The organism is Pseudomonas sp. LABIM340 (genome assembly GCF_040017195.2).
Classification (GTDB): domain Bacteria; phylum Pseudomonadota; class Gammaproteobacteria; order Pseudomonadales; family Pseudomonadaceae; genus Pseudomonas.
Map to the genome: position 1 here is coordinate 5,060,055 of NZ_CM200227.1, position 25,261 is coordinate 5,085,315.

Genomic DNA, 25,261 nt, shown 5'->3' on the forward strand with positions numbered 1-25,261 from the left:
GGAAACCGGCTGGATGGGCTAGCCTAGGCTGCATTGTCCATGGAGGAAGTCTATGCGTTCGATCCTTGCCGTCCTGTCCCTGCTCGCGCTTTCCGGCTGTGCTTCGTACCAGAGCGATGAAGTCCAACCCGTCCCCACCGACCGCCTGCTGGCCTACCAGCAACCGGGCAAGGACAGCGTCCAGGTCGACGTCACCCGCGACGTGGGCTACATCGGCGGCGGCTGCTTCGTCGCCCTCACCATCGACCATGAGATAGCCGCGCGCATCGGCAAGGGCGAGTCGGCCAGTTTCCACGTGCCGGTAGGCAAGCACGTGGTCGGCATCATCGGCGACAAGGACGGCGACGGCCTGTGCAGCAAGGCCATGCTGCGCCGCGAATTGCTGGTACCGCTCGAGCCGGGCGGCAACAACGCGTTCCGCATCGTCAGCGACAACCGCACCGGTTTCGACATCAAGCCGGCGGTCGAGTAACCGCCGGCACAGGTGCGCCTCAGCCGTTCAGGCGGGCAACGAGGCGCGCCTGCAGCTTCTCCAGCTCCCCCGTATCGGCCTTGTTCGCCGCGTGGATGCCCAGGCCCTCGCCGGCATAGCGCGGGACGATGTGCACGTGGATGTGGAACACCGTCTGCCCGGCCGGCGCGCCGTTGAACTGGGCGACCTGCACGCCATCGGGATTCAGCTCTTCGACGATCACCCCGGTCAGGCGCTGCACCACACGCATCACCTTGGCCAGTGCATCGGGGTCGACTTCAAGGATGTTTCGCGCCGGAGAATTCTTCGGAATCACCAGGGCGTGGCCGTAGGACTGCGGGAACAGATCGAGGAAGGCAAGCACGTCGTCGTCCTCGTACAGCTTGTAGCAGGGAGCCTCGCCGCGAATGATCTGGGCGAAGATGTTCTGCGGATCGTAAGTGCCTTGCAGGCTCATGCTGGGTTCCTTGTCTGTTGACCGCGTCGGGGGCCGGTTGCTTGTCTATGGGCCCGCACCATACCGGTTTGTCGCGCACGGGTCATGACCGTGGCCGCGTGGAGGGCTATCCTGTGGGCCGACTCAAGATCCCGCTCACCTGACCGGAGTATGCATGTCAGACCTTTCCGCGTTCCCCATCACCTGCAAATGGCCCGCCGAACACCCTGACCGCCTGCAGCTGTACTCGCTGCCCACGCCCAACGGCGTGAAGGTGTCGATCATGCTGGAAGAGCTCGGCCTGCCCTACGAGCCGCATCTGGTCAGCTTCGAGCGCAACGACCAGCTGTCCCCGGAATTCCTCTCGCTGAACCCGAACAACAAGATCCCGGCGATCCTCGATCCCAACGGCCCGGACGGCAAACCGCTGGCGCTGTTCGAGTCCGGCGCGATCCTGGTCTACCTCGCCGACAAGACCGACTCGCTGATCGCCCCCGGCGCCAGCGGCCGCTACGAAACCCTGCAGTGGCTGATGTTCCAGATGGGCGGCATCGGCCCGATGTTCGGCCAGATCGGCTTCTTCAACAAATTCGCCGGCAAGGACTACGAGGACAAGCGCCCGCTGCAGCGCTACGTCGACGAGTCCAAGCGCCTGCTGAGCGTGCTCGACCGCCACCTCGAAGGCCGCGACTGGATCATGGGCGAGCGCTACACCATCGCCGACATCGCCACCTTCCCGTGGATTCGCAACCTGGTCGGTTTCTATGAAGCGGGTGACCTGGTGGGCTTCGACAACTTCCAGAACGTGAAGCGTGTGCTGGAGAAATTCCTCGCACGGCCGGCGGTGCAGCGCGGGCTGAACATCCCCAAGCGCGACTGACCTCGGAATATTTCCTGTAGGAGCGGGCCATGCGCGCGAATCGCGGGCATGGCCCGCTCCTACAGGCGAATCCGCAGGTCAGGCCTCGACCTGGCTCCACTGCTTCGACAGGCGCTTGTCCGACACCGGCACCTTCGTTCCCAGTTGCTGGGCGAACAGCGAGACGCGGTACTCCTCCAGCATCCAGCGATACATCACCAGTTCCGGATCGCGCTTGCCTTCCTGGGCGTGCTTGGCCAGGCGCGCCGAATACTGCTCCCAGTAACCGGCCATCTCGCCGCTCCACACACGGTCGCGCTGGACCTGCCCGGCGACCTTGTCCAGACGCTGCTCGACCGCCTTCAGGTAGCGCGGGTATTCCTTCAGCCATTCCACCGGCGTGTCGCGGACGAATCCGGGGTAGACCAGCTTGGCCAACTGGCCCTTCACGTCGTTCAGCGGCACCGTCATGGCGAGGTCGACCTTGCCCTTGAAGCGCTTCTGCAGGCCGTGCCAGAGCTTGAGGATTTCCAGGGTCAGGCGGGCGATGCGCTCGGCGTGTTCGGTCCAGGCGCCACGCTTCTTCTCGGCCAGCGACGCGAGCCCGGCGCCATCGCGCGGCAGGTTGCTTTCGCCGTCCAGAATGGCGCTGTCCAGGCTGGCCAGCAGGATGTCCTCCACCAGCGACTCGACCCGGCCCAGTTCGCGGTAGAGCAGGCCCATGTCGGTCTGCCCCGGCAGCTTGCTGCGCAGGAACTTGGCCGGCTCCGCGAGCTGTTGCAGCAGCAGGCGCTGCAGGGCGCGGCGGTGCTGGTAGTCGGCCTCGGCCTGGGTCGGGAAACGGTTTTCCTTCACCACGCCGGCCTCTTCCACCAGCGCCGGGTAGACCGTCATCGACAGCCCGGCGACCTTCTGCTGGAGCTTCTCCGCGACTTCGCCAAAGCCCTTGGCTTCCACCGGTTTCTGCGGCTTGTCCGCCTGCGGGATCGCCAGTGCGGCCTGGCTGGCCTCGGCGAAGCGCGCGGTGAGTTCAACGAGGTCACGGCCTTCGCCGAGGAACTTGCCACGGGCGTCGACCACTTCAATGTTCATCCGCAGGTGGCTTTCCACCTGGGTCTCGGCCTCCGCCCAGGCTTCTTCCGGTACGCGGCTGCCGGTCATGCGCTGCAGTTCGCGGCCCAGGGACTCGGACAATCCGCCCTCGGCGAAGACCATCTTGCCCAGCGCGGCGCGGACGAAGTCCGGCACCGGCACGAAGTTCTTGCGGATGGCCTTGGGCAGGCTGCGCACCAGCTCAATGCACTTGGCCTCCAGCAGCCCCGGCACCAGCCACTCCAGGCGTTCGGCGGGCAGTTGCGGCAACAGCGGCGCCGGTACGCGCACGGTCACGCCGTCACGCACGTGGCCGGGCTCGAAGTGGTAGGTGAGCGGCAGCTGCAGGTCGCCCAGGCGCAGGCGGTCCGGGTAGAGGCCGGCGGTGACTTCGCTGGCGTCGCGGGCGAGGACGTCTTCCTCGCGCATGATCAGCAGGTCCGGCTGCTGCCTGTGCTCACGCTCGTACCACTTCTCGAAGCTGGCGGACTGGTAGATGTCTGCCGGCAGGCGCTCGTCGTAATAGGCGAACAGGGTTTCCTCGTCGGCCAGGATGTCGCGCCGGCGCGCCTTGGCTTCCAGCTCGTCGAGCTTTTCCAGCAACTGGCGGTTGGCCGACAGGCACTTGGCGCGGCTGTTGATCTCGCCGCGCACCAGCGCCTCGCGGATGAACATCTCGCGGGACACCGGGGCATCGATCGGGCCGTAGTTCACCGGGCGGCGGCCGATGATGATCAGGCCGTAGAGGGTGACCTGCTCGTAGGCCACCACCTGGCCACGGCGTTTTTCCCAGTGCGGCTCCAGGTAGTTCTTCTTCACCAGGTGCCCGGCCAGCGGCTCCAGCCAGTCCGGCTCGATCTTCGCGACCATGCGGGCGAACAGCTTGGTGGTTTCCACCAACTCGGCGGCCATGATCCATTGCGGCTTCTTGCGGCCGATCACGCTGGAGGGGTGAATCCAGAAACGCCGCTGGCGCGCGCCGAGGTAGTCGCCCTCCTCCGCCTTCTGGCCGATCTGGCTGAGCAGGCCGGAGAGGATCGCCTTGTGCACGGCGGCGTAGTCGATGTCGCGGGCCTTTGGCTCGTCCGCCTTGGCGACCGGCTGGCGGCCACGGTTGTCGTGCTGCCGGGGCTGTTCGCGCGCGGGGTCGTTCTTGCGCTGGGCGCCGTCAGACTTGGAGCCGAAGGGCAGCTGCAGCTCACGGCAGATCAGCGTCAGCTGGCGGTGCGCATCGCGCCATTCGCGCAGACGCAGGTAATTCAGGAAGTTCTTCCGGCACCAGTTGCGCAGCGGGTTGGAGCCCAGCGCCTGGCGCTGCTCCTCGAAGCCGCGCCAGAGGTTGATCAGCGCGGCGAAGTCCGAGTCCGGGTCCTTCCACTGTGCGTGGGCCTGGTCGGCGGCCTGCTGGCGGTCCATCGGCCGCTCGCGCGGGTCCTGCACGGATAGCGCGCTGGCCACGGTGAGCACTTCGGGGAGGCTGCCCAGTTGCGCCGCTTCCAGCAGCATGCGGCCCAGCCGTGGGTCGACCGGCAGGCGCGCCAGTTGGCGGCCCAGCGGCGTCAGCTGGCCCTCGCGGTTCACCGCCGAGAGTTCCTGCAGCAGAGTGAAGCCGTCATTGATCGCCTTGCCATCCGGCGGCTCGATGAAGGGGAAGGCCTCGATGTCGCCCAGGCGCAGATGGAGCATCTGCAGGATCACCGCCGCGAGGTTGGTGCGCAGGATTTCCGGATCGGTGAAGGCCGGGCGGCCATTGAAGTCTTCTTCGCTGTACAGGCGCACGCAGATGCCCGGCTCGACCCGGCCGCAACGGCCCTTGCGCTGGTTGGCGCTGGCTTGCGAGACGGCTTCGATGGGCAGGCGCTGGACCTTGGCGCGGTAGCTGTAGCGGCTGATCCGCGCGGTGCCGCTGTCGATCACATAGCGGATGCCCGGCACCGTCAGCGAGGTTTCCGCGACGTTGGTGGCGAGCACGATCTTGCGCCCCGGCATGGGCGCGAAGATCTTCTGCTGTTCGGCCGGCGTCAGCCGTGCATAGAGCGGCAGCACCTCGGTGTGGCGCAGGTTGGCCTTGCGCAGCATCTCGGCGGCGTCGCGAATCTCACGCTCGCCGGGGAGGAACACCAGCACGTCGCCGGGACGCTTGCCGACTTCACGCTCGTGGGCGGCGATCTCGTCCAGCGCGCGGAGGATGCCCTGGTCCACGGAGAGGTCGTCGAACAGCGCTTCGCCGTCCTCATCCACTTCCGCTGCCAGCGGGCGGTACCAGGTGTCCACCGGGTAGGTGCGCCCCGAGACCTCGACGATGGGCGCATCGCCAAAGTGTTTGGAGAAGCGCTCCAGGTCGATGGTCGCCGAAGTGATGATCAGCTTCAGGTCCGGCCGGCGGTGCAGCAGGGTTTTCAGGAAGCCGAGCAGGAAGTCGATGTTCAGGCTGCGTTCGTGGGCTTCGTCGACGATGATCGTGTCGTAGCGCTCGAGGTAACGGTCATGCTGGGTCTCGGCCAGCAGGATGCCGTCGGTCATCAGCTTGATCAGCGTGCTGTCGTCGCTCTGGTCTTCGAAACGCACCTGGTAACCGACCAGCGAACCCAGCGGCGTGCCGATCTCCTCGGCAACGCGAGTGGCCACGCTGCGCGCGGCCAGCCGGCGCGGCTGGGTGTGGCCGATCAGGCCGTGGGTGCCGCGGCCCAGCTCCAGGCAGATCTTCGGCAGCTGGGTGGTCTTGCCCGAGCCGGTCTCGCCGGCGATCACCACCACCTGGCTCTTTTCCAGCGCGGCCTTGATCTCGTCGCGCTTGGCGGCGATGGGCAGGCTGTCGTCGTAGCGGATCTTCGGGATGCTCGCACGACGCGCCTCGGCCTTGGCGCAGGAGGCCTGGAAGCGCTCGGCCCACTGGGCGAGCTTGGCTTCGTCGGGGTGCTTGCGCAGTTCGTGGAGCTGCCGGCGCAGGCGATGGCGGTCGCGGATCATCGCGTGATCCATGCGCTGCAGGAGCTGTTCGGGGGTCGGCGTACTGTCTGTGGTCATCGGCTTCGCGGGGTTCAGGCGGGAACGGCGCGAGCAGGTGCGGAGCCGGTCCCTGGAATGGGCTGTCTTGGCGACAATGGGTGAATTGTCGCAAAAGACCGGCACGGGCCGCCAATCCGATTGCTTGGCGGCCCGGATTGACGGGGCATTGCGCCCCGCCGGATCAGATGCGGAACTGGCCGACCAGCTGGCGCAGGCGCTCTCCGAGGCCATTGAGTTCGGTCGCGGTGCGCGCGCCCTTGGCCGCGTCGTCCGCCACGCTGTCCACGCCCCCGGCAATCTGGTGCACGCTGCGGTTGATCTCCTCGGCCACCGCGGTCTGCTCCTCGGCGGCGCTGGCGATCTGCGCGTTCATCGAGTTGATGGTGCCGATCAGCTGGGCGATGGCATCCAGCGACTGGCCGGCCTGGTTGGCCTGGCCGCGGGTACGCTCGGCCATGTCGCTGGCGCGTTGCATGGCGCTCACCGAGCCTTCCGTGGTGCCGCGCAGGCGGTCGATCATCTGCTGGATTTCCCCGGTGCTCTGCTGGGTGCGGCTGGCCAGGGCGCGGACTTCGTCGGCGACCACGGCGAAACCACGCCCGGCCTCGCCGGCGCGGGCCGCTTCGATGGCGGCGTTGAGCGCCAGCAGGTTGGTCTGCTCGGCAATGGAGCGGATCACTTCCAGCACGCCGACGATGCCCTGCACGTCCTGGCGCAGGGTGTCGAGGGAGTCGCTGCTGCTGCGCACCTCACCCGCCAGGTCGTTGATTTGCGCGACGCACAGGTCCACTTCTCGCTTGGCCGCCTGGCCTTCGCGGTCGGTCTGCTGGGCAGCATCAGCCGCCTGTTGCGCGCTGCGCGCCACTTCCTGGGCGGCGGCGGTCATCTCGTTGATGGCGGTGGCAACCTGGTCGGTCTCGTGGCGCTGGCCGTCCATTGCACGCTCGGAGCGCTGCGCCTGCTGGGCCACGTCGCCCACCAGCCCCGACAACTGCTGGGTGGTACCGGCGACCTGCTGGACCAGCACATGGATCTTCTCGACGAAGCGGTTGAACGAGCCGGCCAGCTCACCCAGTTCGTCGTGGCGACCGAGGTTCAGGCGGTGGGTCAGGTTGCCGTCACCGGCGGCCATGTCGTCGAGGTTGTCGCGCACCTGCACGATGGGCTGGACGATGGTGCGGCTGAACAGCCCGGCGAGCACGCCGATCACCACCAGCAGCGCCAGCGCTGCGCCGCCCATGAGCAGCAGCAGGTTGTCGATCTTGGCGTCGAAGGCGGCGCCAGCCTCCTTCACCTCACGCTCGACGTCGTCGAGGTTCAGCGAGGTGCCGAATACCAGGTTCCATTTGGGCAGGAAGTGGGCGTAGCCGATCTTCGGCACGATGGCGTTGCCGCCCGGCAGGGTAAAGCTGTAGCGCACATAGTGCTGGCCACTCTGGCCCGCTGCCACCAGCTCGCGGATGGCGTAGACGCCATTGGGATCGCGATAGGTGCTGAAGTCTTCACCCAGGCGCTCGTCGCTGGTGCCCTGGAAGACGCGCACGGAGCGGGTGTCGTAACCCCAGAAGTAGCCGCCCTTGCCGTATTCGAGGCGCTTGAGGATCGCTATGCCCTGTTCACGTGCCTGGGCATCGCCCTGGGCTGCGGCCTGGTAGACCGGACCGACGGCGGCGAGGGCCACGTCGACGAAGTTCTTCAGTTGGGCTTCGCGGTCCTGGGTGAGGTTCTCGCGGATCTGCGCTTCCTGCTGGGTCGCCAGCTGCTTCAGGGCAACGGTGGAAATGGCGCAGAGCAGCAGGGTCAGGAGGAGGATTGGCACGATGGCCAGGAGCAGGACCTTGGCGCGCAAACGGAGGGCAGTGTTCAAGGCGTTCACCTCAGGCGGATAAGGGACATGGCTTCCTTGCCCCATCAAAAAACCCGCCTTGCGGCGGGTTTCTTGTATATCGGCTTAAGCCCTGATCTTCTTGAGCTCTTCGTCGCGCAATTCGCGGCGCAGGATCTTGCCGACGTTGGTGGTCGGCAGGCTGTCGCGGAACTCCACGGACTTGGGACGCTTGTAGCCGGTGAGGTTGTCGTGCATGTGCTGCATGACTTGCTCCTTGGTCAGGGTGACGCCCGGCTTGGACACCACGAAGACCTTGATCGCCTCGCCGGACTTCTCGTCCGGGATGCCGATGGCGGCGCACTGCAGCACGCCCGGCAGGGTGGCGAGCACGTCTTCCAGCTCGTTGGGGTACACGTTGAAGCCCGACACCAGGATCATGTCCTTCTTGCGGTCGACGATACGCATGTAGCCGTCTTCCTGGATGATCGCGATGTCGCCGGTACGCAGCCAGCCGTCCTTGTCGAGAATCTCGTCGGTGGCTTCCTGGCGCTGCCAGTAGCCCTTCATCACCTGCGGGCCCTTGACGCACAACTCGCCGCGCTCGCCCAGCGGCAGGTCCTGGCCGTCATCGCTGATGACCTTGCACTGGGTCGACGGAACCGGGATGCCGATGGTGCCGATCTGGATGTTCTGGAACGGGTTCACCGACACCACCGGGCTGGTCTCGGTCATGCCGTAACCTTCGCAGATGGCGCAGCCGGTGACGTCCTTCCAGCGCTCGGCAGCAGCCTGTTGCAGGGCCATGCCACCGGAGAGGGTCAGCTTCAGTGCGGAGAAGTCCAGCTTGCGGAAGCCTTCGTTGTTGCACAGGCCGACGAACAGGGTGTTCAGGCCGACGAAGCCGGTGAACTTCCACTGCGAGAGCTCCTTGACCATGCTGGCCAGGTCGCGCGGGTTGGTCACCAGGATGTTGTGGTTGCCGGTGAGCATCATCGCCATGCAATGGAAGGTGAAGGCGTAGATGTGGTACAGCGGCAGCGGGGTGATGAGGATCTCGCAACCTTCATTGAGATTGGCGCCCATCAGTGCCTTGCACTGCAGCATGTTGGCGACCAGGTTGCGGTGGGTCAGCATCGCGCCCTTGGCCACGCCGGTGGTGCCACCGGTGTACTGCAGCACGGCGACGTCGTCGTTGTGCGGCGAGACTTCCTTCACCGCCTTGCCACGGCCCTTGGCCAGGACGTCGGTGAGCTTCTGCGCGTTGGGGATGTTGTAGGCCGGCACCATCTTCTTGATGTTGCGGACCACGAAATTGACGATGAAGCGCTTGAGCGGCGGCAGCATGTCACCCACTTCGGTGACGATGACGTTGCGGATGCCGGTCCTGGGCAGCACTTCCTCGGCCAGGTGCGCCATGTTCGCCAGGCACACCAGCGCCTTGGCGCCGGAGTCGTTGAACTGGTGCTCCATTTCCCGCGCGGTGTACAGCGGGTTGGTGTTGACCACGACCAGGCCAGCGCGCATGGCGCCGAAGACCACGACCGGGTACTGGAGCACGTTGGGCAGTTGCACGGCGATGCGGTCGCCGGGCTTGAGATCGGTGTTCTGTTGCAGGTAGGCGGCGAAGTCCCCGGAGAGCTTGTACATCTCGCCGTAGGTCAGGGTCTTGCCCAGGTTGCTGAAGGCAGGCTTGTCTGCAAAACGTTGGCAGGATTCTTTGAGTACCGCGAGGATGTTCGGGTACTGGTCAGCGTTGATCTCGGCAGCGATCCCCACTGGGTATTTGTCCTTCCAGAAATTGTCGGTCATGGAAGCCCACTCCTAAGCAACAGCTCATCTTTACCGCGTTCGCGGTTCTTTGTTGTGTTTATGTCGCTTTCCCCTGCTCGGGGAGCGAAAAGCGGGCCGAGATTATCAGCTTTGAGAAACAGCGACCAGCACCAAACACAGCCTTGTCAGTAAGAAAAATGACCAGAGACAGGCTTTCTGGTCACCAACGCTCCGCTCGTCGGAAAAGCCCGTGCCAGAAGGCTCGCAGCCTTGTTGGATTGTCCGACAAAGTGGATTTCAGGGAAATGAAACCGGAAAAAAGAACGGGAAATGCTCGTCAGGCCGGCCGCCGTGACAGGGTATATCGTCGGAGTTCGATCCGGCGGTTTCGCCCGGCTCCACGCGGCGTCTTCAATGATCTGCCTCAACACTCTGCCGATCGGGATCTCGCAAAGTGCTACTGCACTCTCCTGGAGAACCCTCATGTTTCCCGAATACCGCGAAAAGATTACCCGCCTGAAAGCCGAAGACCCGCATTTCGCCAAGCTCTTCCATAGCCACAACGATCTCGACCAGGAGATCAAGAACATGGAAGCCGGCATCACCCCTGCCTCCCACGACACCATCGAGGCGCTGAAGAAACAGAAGCTGCAGCTCAAGGACGATCTCTACGAAATCCTCCGCAAGAAGGAAGGTTGCTGCGGCGGCTGTGGTGGTTGAGCGGCCCCGGCCAACAACCCGTCACCCATAAAAAAGGGGGCTGATCCAGGATCAGCCCCCTTTTTCATTCACGCTCGCCTCAGGCGGTTTCGCGCAGCTCGCGGCGCAGGATCTTGCCCACCGGAGTCATCGGCAGGGCGTCCTTGAGCACGATGTGCTTGGGCACCTTGTAGCCGGTGAAGTTTTCCTTGCAGTAGGCCTTGAGCTCCTCGACGGTCACGCCGCCCTCGCGGGCCACCACGAACAGCTTCACCGCCTCGCCGGACTTCTCGTCCGGCACGCCGACGGCCGCGCAGTTGGCGACTTTCGGGTGGGCCATGACCACGTCCTCGATCTCGTTGGGATAGACGTTGAAGCCGGAGACGATGATCAGGTCCTTCTTGCGGTCGACGATGCGGGTGAAGCCGTCCGGATCGATCACCGCGATGTCGCCGGTGCGCAGCCAACCCTCGGCATCCAGCACCTCGGCGGTGGCGTCCGGGCGCTGCCAGTAGCCTTTCATGACCTGCGGGCCCTTCACGCACAGTTCGCCGCGCTCACCCAGGCCGACGTCGTTGCCGTCGTCGTCGATGACTTTCAACGCGGTGCCCGGCACAGGCAGGCCGACGGTGCCCAGGCGCGCCGCATCACCGTAGGGGTTGGTGCTGACCACCGGGGAAGTTTCGGTGAGACCGTAGCCTTCCACCACGGTGCAGCCGGTCATGGCCTTCCAGCGCTCGGCGGTGGCGGTGACCAGCGCGGTGCCGCCGGAGTTGGTGACCTTCAAGTTGGAGAAGTCCAGTTCCTTGAATTCCGGGCGGTCCATCAGCGCGACGAACAGGGTGTTCAGGCCCAGCAGCGCGGAGAAGCGCCACTTCTTCAGCTCCTTGATGAAGCCGGGAATGTCGCGCGGGTTGCTGATCAGCACGTTGTGGTTGCCGTTGACCATCATGCACATGCAGTTCGCGGTGAAGGCATAGATGTGGTACAGCGGCAGCGGCGCGATCATCACCTCGTTGCCGACCTGCATCAGCGGCTTGCCGTCCGGGCCGTGCTGCTGCAGACAGGCGTGCACCTGCTGCATGTTCGCCACCAGGTTGCCGTGGGTAAGCATGGCGCCCTTGGCCACGCCGGTGGTGCCGCCGGTGTACTGCAACACCGCGATGTCTTCCAGGCCGACCTTGACCGGCTGCAGGCCATGGCCACGGCCCTGGCGCAGGGCGGCCTTGAAGGAGACGGCCTGGGGCAGGTTGTACTCCGGCACCATCTTCTTCACGTGCTTGACCACAGTGTTGACCAGCAGCCCTTTGAGCGCGGGCTGCAGGTCACCCATCTGCGCCTCGATCAGGTATTCGATACCGGTATCGGGCAGCACTTCCTGCACCAGCTTGCCGAACAGGTTCACGTAGACCAGCGCGCGGGCGCCGGAATCCTTGAACTGGTGGCGCATTTCGCGGGCGGTGTAGAGCGGGTTGGTGTTGACCACGATGAGGCCGGCGCGCAGGGCGCCGAACACGGCGATGGGGTATTGCAGGATGTTCGGCATCTGCACGGCGATGCGGTCGCCGGGCTTGAGGTCGGTGTGCTTCTGCAGGTAGGCGCCGAAGGCGGCGGACAGGCGGTCCAGCTCGGCGTAGGTCAGGGTCACGCCCATGTTGCTGAAGGCCGGACGGTCGGCGAATTTCTTGCAGGAGCGCTCGAAGACTTCCACCACCGATTTGTAGGCGGTCAGGTCAATGTCGCTGGGCACGCCGGCCGGGCGTTTGTCGTTCCAGAAATCAGGTTGCATTTATTCTTGTCCTCATACCTGAGCGAAACCGAACCGTCATTGCGGTCATTCGACGGAAGCTAGCAGTTCCTTTGGTCATCGCAAAGACTCCAGGCGGCGTCATAGACTGCGTGAATCTTGCGCCACCATCCCGGCATGGCGCGGGATAGAGCCGACGGCCGCCTAGGACGGGACTTACACGACAATGGCCGGGTGCTGTCGGCAATCCATACAGGAGATGTCCCGGCGTGGCAGAATCGCCCCGTCTGGCCCGCTCCATGGCCCCATTCCAATAAGAATCGACGAACAAGAAACAGGATGGACCCCATGCCCTACGCCGCCTACTGGCTTGCCGCCAGCGACGAGACACCCCTCTACACCCGCCACTGGGCGCCGGAAGGCCCGTCTCGCGGCGCCCTGATGCTGTCCCACGGCATGGCCGAGCACGCCGGCCGCTACGAACGCCTGGGGCTTGCGCTGAACGCAGCCGGCTATCACCTCTACGCCATCGACCAGCGCGGCCATGGCCGCACCGCCGAGAACGGCGAACCGGGCCACTACGCCGACCGCGGCGGCTGGGGCAAGGTGATCGGCGACCTGCACACGCTGAACCAGCATGTGCGCGAGGAGCACCCGGACCTGCCGATCATCCTGCTCGGCCACAGCATGGGCAGCTACATCGGCAGCGCCTACCTGATGCAGCACAGCGCCAGCGTGAAGGCGGCGGTGCTGTCCGGTTCCAACTACCAGCCGGTGGCGCTGTACAACAGCGCCCGCGTCATCGCCCGCTTCGAGCGCTGGCGCCAAGGCCCGCTGGGGCACAGCGCGCTGATCGATTTCCTGTCCTTCGGCTCGTTCAACAAGGCCTTCAAACCCAACCGCACCGCCTTCGACTGGCTCAGCCGCGACCCCGTCGAAGTCGACAAGTACGTCGCCGACCCGCTCTGCGGCTTCCGCTGCAGCAACCAGCTATGGGTGGACCTGCTCGGCGGTCTGGCGGATATAACGCCCGTCGAGCACCTGTCGCGCATCCGCAGCGACCTGCCGGTGATGGTCATCGGCGGCGAGCGCGACCCGGTCAGCCAGGGCAAGCGCCTGAACAACCTCGCCCAGGCGATGACCCGGGCCGGGGTTCGTGACGTCCAACTGAAGATTTATCCCGACGCTCGCCACGAGTTGTTCAACGAGAGCAACCGCGACGAGGTCACCCGCAACCTGATCGACTGGCTGGCGGCGCACTGCCCCGTCCCGCAGCTCGAGAGAACCGAGGAGCCCCAATGACTTCCGTGCAGAACGTCCCTTACGAAGAACTCGAAGTCGGCCAGAAGGCCAACTTCCAGCGCAGCGTCACCGAGCGCGACATCCAGTTGTTCGCCGAGGTCTCCGGCGACCGCAACCCGGTACACCTGGACGCCGAGTACGCCGCCACCACCCAGTTCAAGGAGCGCATCGCCCACGGCATGCTCACCGGCGCGCTGATCAGCGCGGCGATCGCCACCACCCTGCCCGGCCCGGGCACCATCTACCTCGGCCAGAACCTGAGCTTCACCCGCCCGGTAAAGCTCGGTGACGAACTGACAGTAGAGCTGGAAGTGCTGGAGAAACTGCCGAAGAACCGCGTGCGCATCAGCACCACCGTGCTCAACCAGGACGGCAAGGCGGTGGTCAAAGGCGAAGCTGAAGTCATGGCGCCGACCGAGAAGCTCAACATCGAACTGCCCGCCCTGCCGCCGATCACCATCGGCTGAGGCACTTTCCGGGGCCGGCCGTCCGGCCCCGGAAACTTGTATACAGTTTCCTGCTCGACTACCCTGCCCCCGTCACACCACATCCACTTGGGATAACCGAAGGCTTCGTGCCCGAAACCCCTCACCGGGAATCGGAGCCGCCATGGACCTTCGACTGCTGTTGCTGTCCCTCTGCACCTTCGCCGCGGGCCTCGCCGAGGCCATCCTCACCGGCATCCTGCCCTCGCTCGCCGCCGACCTGCACGTCTCCCTCAGCCTCGCCGGGCAGCTCACCAGCCTGTTCTCCCTGAGCTTCGCCATCGCCGCGCCGTTGCTCGGCTGGCTCACCCGTGGCACCGACTGCCGCCGGCTGCTGGTCATCACCCTGCTGGTATTCGCCGCGTTCAACGCGGGCGCTGCGCTGAGTCCCGGCTATGTTTCGCTGCTGCTGATGCGCATCGGCATGGCCGCCTGCTGCGGGCTGCTGATCATGCAGGCCAGCCTGCTGGCGGTGGAGCTGGCGCCGCCAGCCCAGCGCGGGCGCGCCATCGGCCTGATCTTCATGGGCATCAGCGGCTCGCTGGTGTTCGGCGTGCCGGCCGGCGTGCTGGTCAATGACTGGTTCGGCTGGCGCTGGATCTTCGCCGCCATTGCCCTCTACTCGCTGCCGCTGGCCGCCCTGCTGCAGATCGCCCTGCCCCGTCGCACGCTGGACAGCCCGGCCAATGGCGCGGCTTACAAACGCCAGCTGCGCAACCCGGCGCTGAACCTGGCACAACTGGTATCGATCCTGCTGCTGGGCGGGCACTTCACCCTGTTCGCCTACATCACCCCGTGGTTCCAGCAGGTCGCCGGGATCACCGACAGCCAGGGCATCGCGCTCACCCTGCTGCTGATCGGCCTGGCGGCCATCGGTGGCGGTTACCTGGGCGGCTGGCTGAGCGATCACCTCGGCCATCGCCGTGCGTTGCTGGTGGTGCCGGCGCTATTCGCTCTGGCGATGCTGGCGATCCCGCTGAGCCTCGGCCGGCCGTGGCTGCTGCTCGGCGCACTGATGGTCTGGAGCACCATCAGCTGGATGATCTCGCCGGCGGTGCAGAGCTACCTGCTGGCCAGCGACCCGGTCAGCGGCAGCGCCGGGGTGGCGCTGAACACCTCGGCAATGCACCTGGGCGTCGCCCTCGGTGCGGCACTGGGCGGTGCGGTGATCAGTCTGGCCGGCATCGCCTGGACACCCTGGGTGGGCGTCTCGCTGGTCACCGCGTCGATCTTCTGCGCGTCCTTGTCCTGCTGGCTGCAGCGCGAGCGGGCAGACGCCCCGCTCACGGTTTTACGGTGACGCTGGCGGTCATGCCGGCGCTCAGGTGTACGCCCTCGGGCACCTTGTCGAGGTGGATACGCACTGGGATGCGCTGGGCCAGGCGCACCCAGTTGAAGGTCGGTTCGACGTTGGCCAGCAACTGGCTGTCGGGAATCGCGTTGCGGTCGGTGATGCCGCTGCTGATGCTTTCCACCGTGCCGTCGATGGCGATGTCGCCGCTCATCAGCACTACCCGCGCCGGCTGGCCGATGCGGATACCGGGCAGCTTGGTTTCCTCGAAATAGGCGGTGACGTAGAAGGACTTCTGGTCCACCAGCGCCATCATCGCCTGACCGGCCTGCACGTAGTTGCCCTGGGCCAGCCGCAGGTTGGTGATCTGCCCGTCACGCGGGGCGCGCATCTCGCTGCGGGTCAGGTTCAGTTGCGCCAGGCGCACCTGGGCCTGAGCCTCGTCGTACTCGCTCTTGGCGATGGAAGCGTTGATCTGCGCGGTTTCCTTGTCCTCCGCGCTGATCGCGGCGATGCCCAGCTTGCTGCGCCGCGAAGCCTCGCTCACGCGCAGCAGGTACTGCTGGTGCCGGGTCTCGGCCAGGGCCTTGGCCTGCTCCAGGTTCGCCGCGTAGCGCTCGTGGTCGATGCGCATGATCAGGTCGCCAGCCTTGACCTGCTGGTTGTCCTGCACGGCGAGGTCGGTGACCCAGCCGGACACGTCCGGGGCGATCACCACCACGTCGGCGCGCACGCGCGCATCGCGGGTCCACGGCGACAGCATGTAGTAGCGCCACAGCCAGGTACCGGCCAGGACAGCGGCAATGACCAGGACGATGGTGACGGTTACGCGAAGGTATCCGCGCATACAACTTCTCCTCTCAAGGCGCTGCGCTGAGTGCCCAGGTGATGGCGCAGAGAATCAGCATGAACAACGCGCAGTCGAACAGCGCCTCGTGCCAGATCCAGCGCCCGAAGGGGGTGGCCTGCAGCAGCAGGCGCAATACGACCGTCAAGCCCAGGGCGAGCACCGCATAAATGAACAGCGGGCTCAGGAACACTCCGCCCCAGCCGAACTCATGCAGTCCCATTGGCGTCCTCCAGACGGCACCACTGGCGCCAGGTATGGCGCAATTGCGCCAGCGCGGCGCGGGCCAGGCGGTTGGGTTCGTTGTCGCCCTGCAGATCGTGCGCAAGGGCTTCTTCCAGAGGCGGGCAGAGGCTTTCCAGGCGCTGCTCGCGCCCGTCTCCGGGGCCTTTTTCCAGTACGCTGCCCAGCGCACCGAGGAACTGGTCGCGCCGCTTGCGCAACTGCCCCTGGGCGCCGCTGAGGCAGGAGCGCAGGTGGATCAGCTCGTTGCCCAGGTCCAGCGCCAGCAGACCATCCTGCCAACGCCGCTGCTCCTCCTTCGGCAACAGGGTGTAGTGCCGCGCAAGGCGGATCAGGCGGTCGGCCATGCGCCCGCCGAACCAGCTCTCGGCTTCAGCCAGCGGCCGCCGGGTCAGGCGTCCGAGGTCTTCGCAGGTGGCCTGGATCAGCCGCCGGTTGAGCCAGTCCGCCGGCAGCGTGAGCAGGCGGAACACCAGCACGGCGAAGCCCACGCCGATGACGATGCCCTGCGCCGAGTTGAGCAGGTTGGCGAGGTCGTACTTCATCACGTTGCTCGGCGCCACCAGGGTGATGAAGTGGATCGAGAAGGACGTCGCCGTACCCGCCAGCGCCGGCGTGGCCATGCCCAGCAGGGCGAAGAACAGCGGCACACCCAGCGCCAGGCAGAGCAGCGGGAAACCGTTCCACTGCGGCAGCAGCCATTGGCTGACTATGGCGGCCGCTGGAATCGCATAGAGGATGCCGCGCAGGAAGCCCAGGCCGATGGTGACGGCGTTGTCGCGGTTGGCGAACAGGCTGCAGATCACCGCCGCCAGCAGCATGCCGCCGGTAGCCGCCGGCCAGGCGGTGGCCATCCAGAAGGCCGACATACCCAGCAGCGCCAGCGCGCTGCGCAGGCCGTAGAACAGCGCCATGAGCCAGTCGCGGTGCCAGGACAGGGTTCCGGTGGCGACATCATCCACCCGCCCGTCCGCCACCGCGCGCATGGTCTTCTCCGAGTTCAGCGCCTTGAGCAGCAGCAGCGCGCAGCGGGTCAGGCAGTAGCGCAGGTCGTTGGAGTAGCTTTCATCCAGACCGGCGTCCTGCAACCGCTCCTGCAGAGAGCGCATGGCGTCGACCTGCGGGTCCTCCAGGGTGGCGCGCAGTTCTTCGAACCAGGGTTGCAGGCGCGCGCGGTCCTCGGCATCCAGCACGCTGCGCTGGCGAGCCACACCACGCGCGGTGCGCAGCAGGCTGAGCAGGTCGCGGGAAAGAATCCGCAGCGCACGCGAACGCATCCGCCCGCGGTAACCCTCGAACCAGGCGTGGTCGCGCTGCACATCGACTTCGACGATCTTGCCCAGCGCCTGCAGCAGGCCCTTTATCTGCCGTGCGTCGGCATCGATCTCGCTGCGCGCGGCCTGCATGCCGGTGAGCCAGGTGGCGTGGGCCTGCTTGTCCAGGTTGGCCTCGACGCGGCGCGGCCAGAGGATGGCGCTGACCGCCGAGGCGCAGAGAATCCCCAGGCAGATTTCCGTACTGCGCGCCACAGCCTGATCGAAGACGTCCAGCGGATGGCTGATCGCCGGCAGGCCGATGATCGCCACGGTGTAGCCCGACAGCACGAACGCGTAAGAGACATGGTTGCGCAGGGAAGTGGAAGCGGCGGTACAGAGGCCGAGCCAAAGCGAGATGGCCAGCAGGAACAGCCAGGGCGTCTGGGCGAACAGCGCGAGCATCACCACCGACATGACCGTGCCGATCAGGGTCCCGATCAGGCGGAAGATGCCCTTGGCGACCACCATGCCCGACAGCGGTTGGGAGACGATGAACACCGTCATCAGCGCCCACTGCGGCTGCTCCAGGTCGAAACGGAAGGCACACCAGAGCGCCAGGCCGCCGGCCAGGAGGGTCTTGATCGCGAATTTCAGCGCCAGCGTATCCGGCGCGAGGAATGCCTGTAGCGTAGGTCGCACGCGGTCTCTCGAAAGGGTCCGGATCTATCGCTTAAAGATAGTCGGCAACGGGGATGACGGAATCGTTGTCGATAATATTATTAGCAAGCTAACAATATGTCATCCCGACTTTCGTCGAGGCAAAAAAAACGGGCGACCTAAGTCGCCCGAAGTGCCTTGCGTGCTCTGTGTATCCGTAAGGATCAGCCCTTTTTGTGGCTGTCCTTCCAGATGAAAATTCCGACCCCACCGAAGAACAGAACCATGAGGCCAACGGTAAGGACGCCTGCGAGAACCACTTCGTCGATGAACATGATGCTGGCCTCCTGTTGCCTACATCGTCTGGGGATGTGTGCAGATTACCGGCGGCCGGGCGGGACCAATTGACCTGGATCAATGGTCGACAAGGCGCTTTCCGGGGAGGGCCGGAGCACTGACGCAGGTCAAGTTTCAGAGGGTGTCGGGTGCGGCGGGAAGCCGCGCAGAGCGGGGCCTTGCGGCCCTGAGAGGGGGTAAATCAGCGTTTCTTCGGCTTGCTCTTGCCCTTCTTGCGCGGCTTGCCCAGCGGCAGCGCCTGCTCGAAGGCCTTGCGCACGTCCTGCAGACGCTTTTCGTGCACGTCGTGGATGCGCTTGTCGCGCTCGGCGGTGAAGTCGATCAGCTTGTCGTCGTTGCTCATGGCAGGGCGTGTACCAGGCGGAAAGTCAGATTCAGGCGCGGAGCAACCGGACGGCGCGTCTTGGCAACCTGATGTTGCCAATAATGCTGTGTCGCGCCAGACATGACCAGCAGCGATCCGCCGGACAGCTCGATGGAGTGTTCGATTGTGTTTCGCCCCTTGCGCCGCAGATCGAAGCGCCGCGTACCGCCAAGGTTCAGCGAGGCCACCACCGGGTTGCGCCCCAGTTCCGGCTCGTCGTCACTGTGCCAGCCCATGGAGTCCTGGCCGTCGCGGTAGTAGTTGAGCAGCACGCCGTTGAAGCGCTGGCCGGCGGCCTGTTCCACCGCCGAGCGGATTTCCGCCAGCAGCGGCGTCCAGGGCAGCGGCGCGTGGGTCTGGCCGGAATAGGTATAGAAAGCCTCGGGATCGCCGTACCAGTTGACCAGGCGCGGAACCGGGTAATCGCGCCCGTGCAGGTGCACGACGGTCTGTTCCCAGGGCGTCTGTTCGAGCAGTTGTTCCAGCCACCGGGCCGCGCGCGACGGCGGGCACCAGTCGGGGATCAGGCGCAGCTCGGCATCGGGGAGAAGGATCGGGGCGTCGTCGAACAGCATGGAAAGCTCGGGTACTCAGCGATGGGGCCAGTCTACTCCCCCGCCAGGTCAGACCTCGACATCGATCCACAGCCCCTTGCGCTGGGCGGCCTGCACGTCTTCGCCCAGTTCCTCGACTTCCTCCAGCTCTTCCAACGCCTCACCCTCGGGCGTGCCGTCGGCGAGTTGGCGACGCTTGCGCCGGCGCTGGTATTCCTCGCGCAGCGCCTGCTCGTCAGGGCGACGCTCCAGCTCCACGCCGGCATTACCCGCGCTGGGTGCAGGCGGCGTCACCGGGGCGACATCCGGTCGCGGCTTGGGCACGTCCTGCTGGGCAGTGACGGGTGCCAGACTATGGGGAATGGGCGGCAGCATCGATGGTTCCTGGGGGCGAGCCCTGTGGAGAAGTGCGCTGACAAGTCCTCTGGTCAGGCTATCGGCCGGAGCGCTACAGACTTGAGTGCGCCTCGCTACACTTTCCACGATTCGCGGTGAGTGCGCGCCTCCAGCAGGTCCTGCCGATGATTCGGGCGACCGGAGGTGCCGACGGCCATCGCTGAACGCTGCGCGTTCCGGTACCATAGCCGGCTTTTTTTGGGAGGTGTCCATGGCGCAGTATCAACCCGGTCAACGCTGGATCAGCGACAGTGAAGCGGAACTCGGCCTGGGGACCATCCTGGCGCTGGACGGCCGCATGCTCACGGTGCTCTATCCCGCCACCGGTGATACCCGCCAGTACGCCGAGCGCAATGCGCCGCTGACCCGTGTGCGCTTCGCCCCAGGCGATCAGATCACCCATTTCGAAGGCTGGAAGATGACCGTCCGCGAAGTGGACGAGATCGACGGCCTGCTGATCTACCACGGCATCACCGCGCAGAACGAGCAGCACACCGTCCCGGAAACCCAGCTGTCGAACTTCATCCAGTTCCGCCTGGCCAGCGACCGCCTGTTCGCCGGGCAGATCGACCCGATGTCCTGGTTCGGCCTGCGCTACCACACTCTGGAACACCGCACCCGCCTGCTGCAGTCCTCGCTCTGGGGCCTGGGCGGCGCCCGCGCGCAACCCATCGCGCACCAGCTGCACATCGCCCGCGAAGTCGCCGACCGCATGGCGCCGCGCGTCCTGCTGGCCGACGAGGTGGGTCTGGGCAAGACCATCGAAGCGGGCCTGGTGATCCATCGCCAGCTGCTCTCCGGCCGCGCCAGCCGCGTGCTGATCCTGGTGCCGGAAAACCTGCAGCACCAGTGGCTGGTGGAAATGCGCCGGCGCTTCAACCTGGAAGTCGCGCTGTTCGACCGCGAGCGTTTCGTCGAGAGCGATGCCAGCAACCCCTTCGAAGACACCCAGCTGGCCCTGGTGGCGCTGGAGTGGCTGCGCGAGGACGAGAAAGCCCAGGACGCGCTGTTCGCCGCCGAGTGGGACATGCTGGTGGTCGACGAAGCCCACCACCTCGTGTGGCATCCGGAACAGGCCAGCCCCGAATACCAGCTGGTCGAGCAACTGTCCCAGGTCATCCCTGGCGTGCTGCTGCTCACCGCGACCCCGGAACAGCTCGGCCTGGACAGCCACTTCGCCCGTCTGCGCCTGCTCGACCCCGACCGTTTCCACGACCTGGAAGCCTTCCGCACCGAAAGCACCCAGTACCGTCCGGTCGCCGAAGCGGTGCAGGAACTGGTGGACCAGGGCAGTCTCTCCCCCGCCGCCCGCCAGGCCATCCATGGCTTCCTCGGCAACGAGGGCGACGAGCTGCTGGCCAGCGTCGAGGCCGGCAATGAAGACGCCCGCGCCCGCCTGATACGCGAGCTGCTCGACCGCCATGGCACCGGCCGCGTGCTGTTCCGCAACACCCGTGCCGCCGTGCAGGGCTTCCCGGAGCGCCAGCTGCATCCCTACGTGCTGACCAACCCGATCGAGTACATGGAGCTGCCGCTGGGCGAACACCCGGACCTCTACCCGGAAGTCAGCTTCCAGGCTCAGTCCGACGATAGCGACGAGAACAACCGCTGGTGGCGTTTCGACCCGCGTGTCGAGTGGCTGATCGACACCCTGAAGATGCTCAAGCAGTACAAGGTGCTGGTGATCTGCGCCCACGCCGAGACCGCCATGGACCTGGGCGATGCCCTGCGCCTGAAGTCCGGCGTGCCGGCCACCGTGTTCCACGAAGGCATGAGCATCCTCGAACGCGACCGCGCCGCCGCCTACTTCGCCGATGAAGAATTCGGCGCACAGGTGCTGATCTGCTCGGAAATCGGCAGCGAAGGCCGCAACTTCCAGTTCGCCCATCACCTGGTGCTGTTCGACCTGCCGGCCCACCCGGACCAGCTGGAGCAGCGCATCGGCCGCCTCGACCGGATCGGCCAGAAGCACACCATCCAGATCCACGTGCCGCACCTGGAGAACAGCCCGCAGGAACGCCTGTTCCAGTGGTACCACCAGGCGCTGAACGCCTTCCTCAACACCTGCCCCACCGGCAACGCCCTGCAGCACCGCTTCGGCCCGCGCCTGGTGGAGCTGCTGGACGGCGGCGACGACGACGCCTTCGAGGCCCTGCTGGCCGAAGGCACCGCCGCCCGCGAAGCGCTGGAAGCCGAGATGCACAACGGCCGCGACCGCCTGCTGGAGCTGAACTCCGGCGGCGCCGGTGAAGGCGAGGCGCTGGTGGAAGAGATCGAGGAACAGGACGACCAGTTCGCCCTGCCGATCTACATGGAGCGCCTGTTCGACACCTATGGCATCGACAGCGAGGATCACTCCGAGAACGCGCTGATCCTGCGCCCGAGCGAGAAGATGCTCGACGCCAGCTTCCCGCTGGGCGACGACGAAGGCGTGACCGTCACCTACGACCGCGCCCAGGCCCTGGCCCGCGAAGACATGCAGTTCCTCACCTGGGAACACCCCATGGTGCAGGGCGGCATGGACCTGGTGCTGTCCGGCTCGCTGGGCAACACCTCGGTGGCGCTGATCAAGAACAAGGCGCTCAAGCCCGGCACCGTGCTGCTGGAGCTGCTGTTCGTCAGCGAAGCCGTGGCGCCGCGCAAGCTGCAGCTGGGTCGCTTCCTGCCGCCGGTGGCGCTGCGCTGCCTGATGGACGCCAACGGCAACGACCTGTCCGCCCGCGTGTCCTTCGAGACCCTGAACGACCAGCTGGAAAGCGTGCCGCGCGCCAGCGCCAACAAGTTCGTGCAGGCGCAGCGTGATGTGCTGGCCAAGCAGTTCGCCCAGGCCGAGACCAAAATCACCCCGCGCCATGCCGAGCGCGTCGAAGCGGCCCGCCAGCAGCTGACCGCGACCCTGGACGAGGAACTGGCGCGCCTGACCGCGCTCAAGGCCGTCAACCCCAGCGTCCGCGACAGCGAGCTGGACGCCCTGCGCAAGCAGCGCGACGACAGCCTGGCGTTGCTGGACAAGGCCTCCCTGCGCCTGGAAGCGATCCGCGTACTGGTCGCTGGCTGATCCCCGCCATCGCGTCATGAAGAAGCCGCCACCGGACAACCGGTGGCGGCTTTTTTCATGCCTGGCCGGTGCGCCAGACTGCTTCGAAACACCCCGTTACGCCGCTCTATTCCCGGCACGATCGGACACACCGACTACCATTGACGCTGCGCAAGGGATTCTCGCCCATGGGGGGATAGAGTTTCCTTACCAAGCCACTCATTGAGGGAACACATCATGTACGAGCGCATTCTGGTAGCGGTGGACGGCAGCCCGGTTTCCGACCGAGCCCTGGTCGAAGCGGCCAAGCTGGCCCAGCTGAGCGGCGGCGAGCTGCGTGTCATCACCATCGTCGACAGCCCGCTGCGCCATCTGCCCGACTACGCCGTGTACTACAACCCGGAGCCGCTGCGCGAAGCCGCGCTGAAGGCCGCCGATGACATCCTCGGCAAGGCGAAGGACAAGGTCGCCGAGTTCCCGGTGAAAACCAGCTTCGAGCGGGTCTGCCAGGAACGCGCCAGCGAAGAGATCGCCGAGCGCATCGAGACCGAGGCCGAAGCCTCCAAGGCCGACATCATCGTCATGGGCACCCACGGCCGCCGTGGCGTGCGCCGCCTGATGCTGGGCAGCGTCGCCGAAGGCCTGCTGCGCGTCAGCAACCGCCCGGTGCTGCTGGTTCGCGAGAAGTAACAGCCCGCGCAAAGACAAAAGGCCCTGCGGCTTTCGCCGCAGGGCCTTTTTCATGGCCGTCGCTCAGCTCGCCGTTAGCTTACTGGGCAGCAGTCATGTCGCGTTTGCAGGAATGGAAGATATCCAGGTCCGGCTGGTACAGGCTGGTGTGCACGCCGTAGAGACCGAGCACCGTGTGGAACAGGTTGTCGTGGCTCAGCTCGGCGCCGTCGGCCTTCTTCTCCAGGCAACCACGATCCACGCCCATGCCGCCCAGCGCACCGCTGCCGAACCACATCACCATGGGCACGTGGGTCTGCGCCTTCGGGGCGATGGCATAGGGCGCGGCATGCAGGTAGACACCATTCTCGCCCAGCGACTCGCCGTGGTCCGAGACATAGACCATCGAGGTGTCGAAGCGCTCTTGGTTCTGCTTGAGCAACTCGACCACCCTGGACAGGAAGAAGTCGGTGTAGAGGATGGTGTTGTCGTAGACGTTCACCAGCTCCTCGCTGCTGCAACTGCCCAGCTGGTTGGTGCGGCAAACCGGGGTGAAGCGCTCCAGCGACTTGGGATAGCGCTCGTAGTATTCCGGGCCGTGGCTGCCGTCGGCGTGCAGGACGATGATGGCGTTGTCCTTCAGGCCGTCGATGTAGGCCTGAAGGTTCTGCAGCAGGGCTTCGTCCAGGCAGTTCTTGCCGTCGCAGAACGGGCCGGGCTGATCCTTCGGAATATCGCGGTTGGGCACGCGCAGGCAGGTGCCCTTGCAGTCGCTGTTGTTGTCCAGCCAGAGCACCGACACGCCGACGCGCTGGAGGATGTCCAGCAGGCCCTGGTTGGTCTTGCCCTTCTTGTCGCTGTAGTCCTCGCGGGGGAACTTGGAGAACATGCAGGGCACCGACACCGCGGTGGAAGTGCCGCAGGAGCTGACATTGGTGAAGTTGAGGATGTCTAGCTTCTTCAGTTCCGGGTTGGTGTCGCGGGCGTAGCCGTTGAGGGAGAAGTGGTCCGCGCGGGCGGTTTCACCGACGACGAAGATCATCAGCGACTTGCGGCCATCGGCGCTCACTTTGCGCGGCATCACCGCGTCCTCGCCGATGGGCTGCACCACCAGATTTTCCTTGATGCCCAGGCGCTGCTTGGTGAACTTGCTCACCGCGTAGATGTAGTTGGTCGGGTTGATGAAGTGGGTCAGCTTCTCTTCCTGCCGGAACACCGGGGCGTAGGTGGAATAGAACGTCCCCACGCAGACGGCGACCACCACCAGGCAGCCGAAGATCACCAGCACCTTGTTCAGCAGGCCACGGAAGAACGGGCTGTAGCGCACCGGTGTCAGCCAGATGATCGCCGCCGGAAGCACGCCGAGCACCAGCAGGTAACCGAGCATGCGGGCACTGAACAACGCGGCGGCTTCGCCGGGGTTGGTCTCAACGACGTTCTGCACCATCACGGTATCGATCACGACACCGTAGGAGTTCATGAAGTACGCCGCGGCCGCGGAGACCAGCGCCACCAGGGTCAACGCCGGCTTGAGCAGCGGGCGGAACGACACCAGTGTCAGCAGCAAGGTGAAGGCCGCCCACAGGAAGAAGCCGAACGAGGCGAAGAACGCCACGCCCCACAGGCCCTCCATGGGCACAAGGCTGTTCAGCGCCCGCCAGGTGGCGAAGTTGTAGAACAGCACCAGTGCCAGCGAGAACATCAGGACCAGCCGCGCGGAACTGACCTGGGGGAAGAGGCGGCGCTTGCCCTCGGACATCGAGCGCACTCCTTACATCGATAGTCGGATAGGAAATGGGACGGCCGACCCTGCCGGCCGGCGGCGCAACTCTAGCGGGCAGTTAGTCAAAAAAGTGTCAAGTTGGCTACAAGCCTTCGGCCAGTGGTCGAA

At 65.6% G+C, this 25,261-nt stretch carries 21 protein-coding genes; 8 read left to right on the plus strand and 13 right to left on the minus strand.

Features of this window, described 5'->3' with window-relative positions:
* Positions 1 to 52 precede the first annotated feature (52 nt).
* A complete protein-coding gene (locus tag ABKS89_RS23305) occupies positions 53 to 472 on the plus strand; it encodes a 3-isopropylmalate dehydratase (protein ID WP_138215369.1) in 420 nt (139 codons plus the stop codon).
* 19 nt (positions 473 to 491) lie between these two features.
* On the opposite strand, the gene ABKS89_RS23310 is transcribed toward ABKS89_RS23305, so the two are convergent.
* Positions 492 to 929, minus strand: a complete 438-nt coding sequence (locus tag ABKS89_RS23310; protein WP_348587231.1) for an HIT family protein — start codon at positions 927 to 929, stop codon at positions 492 to 494.
* A 154-nt stretch (positions 930 to 1,083) separates the two neighbouring features.
* Here ABKS89_RS23310 and ABKS89_RS23315 point away from each other — a divergent pair, with 154 nt between their 5' ends.
* Positions 1,084 to 1,788, plus strand: coding sequence for a glutathione S-transferase N-terminal domain-containing protein (locus ABKS89_RS23315; protein ID WP_348587233.1), 705 nt, complete (start codon positions 1,084 to 1,086; stop codon positions 1,786 to 1,788).
* Between the two features lie 78 nt (positions 1,789 to 1,866).
* Here the strand turns inward: ABKS89_RS23315 and hrpA are convergent, their stop codons facing one another.
* The 3 genes from hrpA to fadD1 form a co-directional block, all read right to left on the minus strand.
* Complete coding sequence (hrpA, locus tag ABKS89_RS23320; RefSeq protein ID WP_348587235.1) at positions 1,867 to 5,886, minus strand: ATP-dependent RNA helicase HrpA; 4,020 nt, start codon at positions 5,884 to 5,886, stop codon at positions 1,867 to 1,869.
* Between the two features lie 163 nt (positions 5,887 to 6,049).
* Entirely contained in the window at positions 6,050 to 7,780 is a 1,731-nt protein-coding gene (gene ctpM / locus ABKS89_RS23325) for a methyl-accepting chemotaxis protein CtpM (protein ID WP_518300962.1), read from the minus strand.
* A 39-nt stretch (positions 7,781 to 7,819) separates the two neighbouring features.
* Positions 7,820 to 9,505 carry a long-chain-fatty-acid--CoA ligase FadD1 gene (fadD1, locus tag ABKS89_RS23330; RefSeq protein ID WP_348587237.1) on the minus strand — a complete coding sequence of 562 codons (1,686 nt, stop codon included), beginning with the start codon at positions 9,503 to 9,505 and terminating at the stop codon, positions 7,820 to 7,822.
* 444 nt (positions 9,506 to 9,949) lie between these two features.
* Here fadD1 and ABKS89_RS23335 point away from each other — a divergent pair, with 444 nt between their 5' ends.
* Positions 9,950 to 10,186, plus strand: a complete 237-nt coding sequence (locus ABKS89_RS23335; protein ID WP_017522197.1) for an HP1242/YdcH family protein — start codon at positions 9,950 to 9,952, stop codon at positions 10,184 to 10,186.
* 79 nt (positions 10,187 to 10,265) lie between these two features.
* Here the strand turns inward: ABKS89_RS23335 and fadD2 are convergent, their stop codons facing one another.
* Positions 10,266 to 11,954: a long-chain-fatty-acid--CoA ligase FadD2 gene (gene fadD2, locus ABKS89_RS23340; protein WP_138215374.1), complete on the minus strand. Its 1,689-nt coding sequence runs from the start codon at positions 11,952 to 11,954 to the stop codon at positions 10,266 to 10,268.
* A 306-nt stretch (positions 11,955 to 12,260) separates the two neighbouring features.
* On the opposite strand from fadD2, the gene ABKS89_RS23345 reads away from it, so the two are divergent.
* The 3 genes from ABKS89_RS23345 to ABKS89_RS23355 all read left to right on the plus strand — a co-directional run bounded on the left by ABKS89_RS23345 (position 12,261) and on the right by ABKS89_RS23355 (position 14,999).
* Positions 12,261 to 13,214, plus strand: coding sequence for an alpha/beta hydrolase (locus tag ABKS89_RS23345; RefSeq protein WP_138215375.1), 954 nt, complete (start codon positions 12,261 to 12,263; stop codon positions 13,212 to 13,214).
* Positions 13,211 to 13,681 (plus strand): MaoC family dehydratase, encoded by a 471-nt coding sequence (locus tag ABKS89_RS23350; protein WP_138215376.1) that lies wholly within the window; start codon positions 13,211 to 13,213, stop codon positions 13,679 to 13,681. Before ABKS89_RS23345 ends, ABKS89_RS23350 begins: the two co-directional genes overlap by 4 nt.
* Before the next feature lie 142 nt (positions 13,682 to 13,823).
* Positions 13,824 to 14,999 carry an MFS transporter gene (locus tag ABKS89_RS23355; protein ID WP_348587238.1) on the plus strand — a complete coding sequence of 392 codons (1,176 nt, stop codon included), beginning with the start codon at positions 13,824 to 13,826 and terminating at the stop codon, positions 14,997 to 14,999.
* On the opposite strand, the gene ABKS89_RS23360 is transcribed toward ABKS89_RS23355, so the two are convergent.
* The 7 genes from ABKS89_RS23360 to ABKS89_RS23390 form a co-directional block, all read right to left on the minus strand.
* On the minus strand, positions 14,983 to 15,837 hold the full coding sequence (locus ABKS89_RS23360; RefSeq protein ID WP_081515867.1) for an efflux RND transporter periplasmic adaptor subunit: 855 nt from the start codon (positions 15,835 to 15,837) through the stop codon (positions 14,983 to 14,985). The genes ABKS89_RS23355 and ABKS89_RS23360 overlap by 17 nt on opposite strands.
* 13 nt (positions 15,838 to 15,850) lie before the next feature.
* Complete coding sequence (locus ABKS89_RS23365) at positions 15,851 to 16,060, minus strand: DUF1656 domain-containing protein (protein ID WP_348587240.1); 210 nt, start codon at positions 16,058 to 16,060, stop codon at positions 15,851 to 15,853.
* Positions 16,047 to 18,035 carry an FUSC family protein gene (locus ABKS89_RS23370; protein WP_138215378.1) on the minus strand — a complete coding sequence of 663 codons (1,989 nt, stop codon included), beginning with the start codon at positions 18,033 to 18,035 and terminating at the stop codon, positions 16,047 to 16,049. The genes ABKS89_RS23365 and ABKS89_RS23370 overlap by 14 nt, the downstream gene beginning before the upstream one ends.
* A 182-nt stretch (positions 18,036 to 18,217) precedes the next feature.
* Entirely contained in the window at positions 18,218 to 18,328 is a 111-nt protein-coding gene (gene ccoM, locus ABKS89_RS23375) for a cytochrome c oxidase subunit CcoM (protein ID WP_277873429.1), read from the minus strand.
* A 203-nt stretch (positions 18,329 to 18,531) separates the two neighbouring features.
* Complete coding sequence (locus ABKS89_RS23380; protein WP_088419735.1) at positions 18,532 to 18,693, minus strand: hypothetical protein; 162 nt, start codon at positions 18,691 to 18,693, stop codon at positions 18,532 to 18,534.
* Entirely contained in the window at positions 18,690 to 19,289 is a 600-nt protein-coding gene (locus ABKS89_RS23385) for an alpha-ketoglutarate-dependent dioxygenase AlkB family protein (protein ID WP_138215379.1), read from the minus strand. The genes ABKS89_RS23380 and ABKS89_RS23385 overlap by 4 nt, the downstream gene beginning before the upstream one ends.
* Before the next feature lie 48 nt (positions 19,290 to 19,337).
* Positions 19,338 to 19,643, minus strand: a complete 306-nt coding sequence (locus ABKS89_RS23390; RefSeq protein WP_081515872.1) for an aspartate-semialdehyde dehydrogenase — start codon at positions 19,641 to 19,643, stop codon at positions 19,338 to 19,340.
* 226 nt (positions 19,644 to 19,869) lie between these two features.
* On the opposite strand from ABKS89_RS23390, the gene rapA reads away from it, so the two are divergent.
* Together rapA and uspN are read left to right on the plus strand one after the other, a co-directional pair.
* Positions 19,870 to 22,722, plus strand: a complete 2,853-nt coding sequence (gene rapA / locus ABKS89_RS23395) for an RNA polymerase-associated protein RapA (RefSeq protein ID WP_348587241.1) — start codon at positions 19,870 to 19,872, stop codon at positions 22,720 to 22,722.
* A 216-nt stretch (positions 22,723 to 22,938) separates the two neighbouring features.
* A complete protein-coding gene (uspN, locus tag ABKS89_RS23400) occupies positions 22,939 to 23,391 on the plus strand; it encodes a universal stress protein UspN (protein WP_138215381.1) in 453 nt (150 codons plus the stop codon).
* A gap of 79 nt (positions 23,392 to 23,470) precedes the next feature.
* Here the strand turns inward: uspN and ABKS89_RS23405 are convergent, their stop codons facing one another.
* On the minus strand, positions 23,471 to 25,129 hold the full coding sequence (locus ABKS89_RS23405) for a phosphoethanolamine transferase (protein WP_348587242.1): 1,659 nt from the start codon (positions 25,127 to 25,129) through the stop codon (positions 23,471 to 23,473).
* Positions 25,130 to 25,261 lie beyond the last annotated feature (132 nt).

Coding starts and splice junctions, on each gene's coding strand:
- ABKS89_RS23305 (WP_138215369.1), top strand. CDS start 53: ATGCGTTCGATCCTTGCCGTCCTGTCCCTGCTCGCGCTTTCCGGCTGT.
- ABKS89_RS23310 (WP_348587231.1), bottom strand. CDS start 929: ATGAGCCTGCAAGGCACTTACGATCCGCAGAACATCTTCGCCCAGATC.
- ABKS89_RS23315 (WP_348587233.1), top strand. CDS start 1,084: ATGTCAGACCTTTCCGCGTTCCCCATCACCTGCAAATGGCCCGCCGAA.
- hrpA (WP_348587235.1), bottom strand. CDS start 5,886: ATGACCACAGACAGTACGCCGACCCCCGAACAGCTCCTGCAGCGCATG.
- ctpM (WP_518300962.1), bottom strand. CDS start 7,780: ATGGGGCAAGGAAGCCATGTCCCTTATCCGCCTGAGGTGAACGCCTTG.
- fadD1 (WP_348587237.1), bottom strand. CDS start 9,505: ATGACCGACAATTTCTGGAAGGACAAATACCCAGTGGGGATCGCTGCC.
- ABKS89_RS23335 (WP_017522197.1), top strand. CDS start 9,950: ATGTTTCCCGAATACCGCGAAAAGATTACCCGCCTGAAAGCCGAAGAC.
- fadD2 (WP_138215374.1), bottom strand. CDS start 11,954: ATGCAACCTGATTTCTGGAACGACAAACGCCCGGCCGGCGTGCCCAGC.
- ABKS89_RS23345 (WP_138215375.1), top strand. CDS start 12,261: ATGCCCTACGCCGCCTACTGGCTTGCCGCCAGCGACGAGACACCCCTC.
- ABKS89_RS23350 (WP_138215376.1), top strand. CDS start 13,211: ATGACTTCCGTGCAGAACGTCCCTTACGAAGAACTCGAAGTCGGCCAG.
- ABKS89_RS23355 (WP_348587238.1), top strand. CDS start 13,824: ATGGACCTTCGACTGCTGTTGCTGTCCCTCTGCACCTTCGCCGCGGGC.
- ABKS89_RS23360 (WP_081515867.1), bottom strand. CDS start 15,837: ATGCGCGGATACCTTCGCGTAACCGTCACCATCGTCCTGGTCATTGCC.
- ABKS89_RS23365 (WP_348587240.1), bottom strand. CDS start 16,060: ATGGGACTGCATGAGTTCGGCTGGGGCGGAGTGTTCCTGAGCCCGCTG.
- ccoM (WP_277873429.1), bottom strand. CDS start 18,328: ATGTTCATCGACGAAGTGGTTCTCGCAGGCGTCCTTACCGTTGGCCTC.
- ABKS89_RS23380 (WP_088419735.1), bottom strand. CDS start 18,693: ATGAGCAACGACGACAAGCTGATCGACTTCACCGCCGAGCGCGACAAG.
- ABKS89_RS23385 (WP_138215379.1), bottom strand. CDS start 19,289: ATGCTGTTCGACGACGCCCCGATCCTTCTCCCCGATGCCGAGCTGCGC.
- ABKS89_RS23390 (WP_081515872.1), bottom strand. CDS start 19,643: ATGCTGCCGCCCATTCCCCATAGTCTGGCACCCGTCACTGCCCAGCAG.
- uspN (WP_138215381.1), top strand. CDS start 22,939: ATGTACGAGCGCATTCTGGTAGCGGTGGACGGCAGCCCGGTTTCCGAC.
- ABKS89_RS23405 (WP_348587242.1), bottom strand. CDS start 25,129: ATGTCCGAGGGCAAGCGCCGCCTCTTCCCCCAGGTCAGTTCCGCGCGG.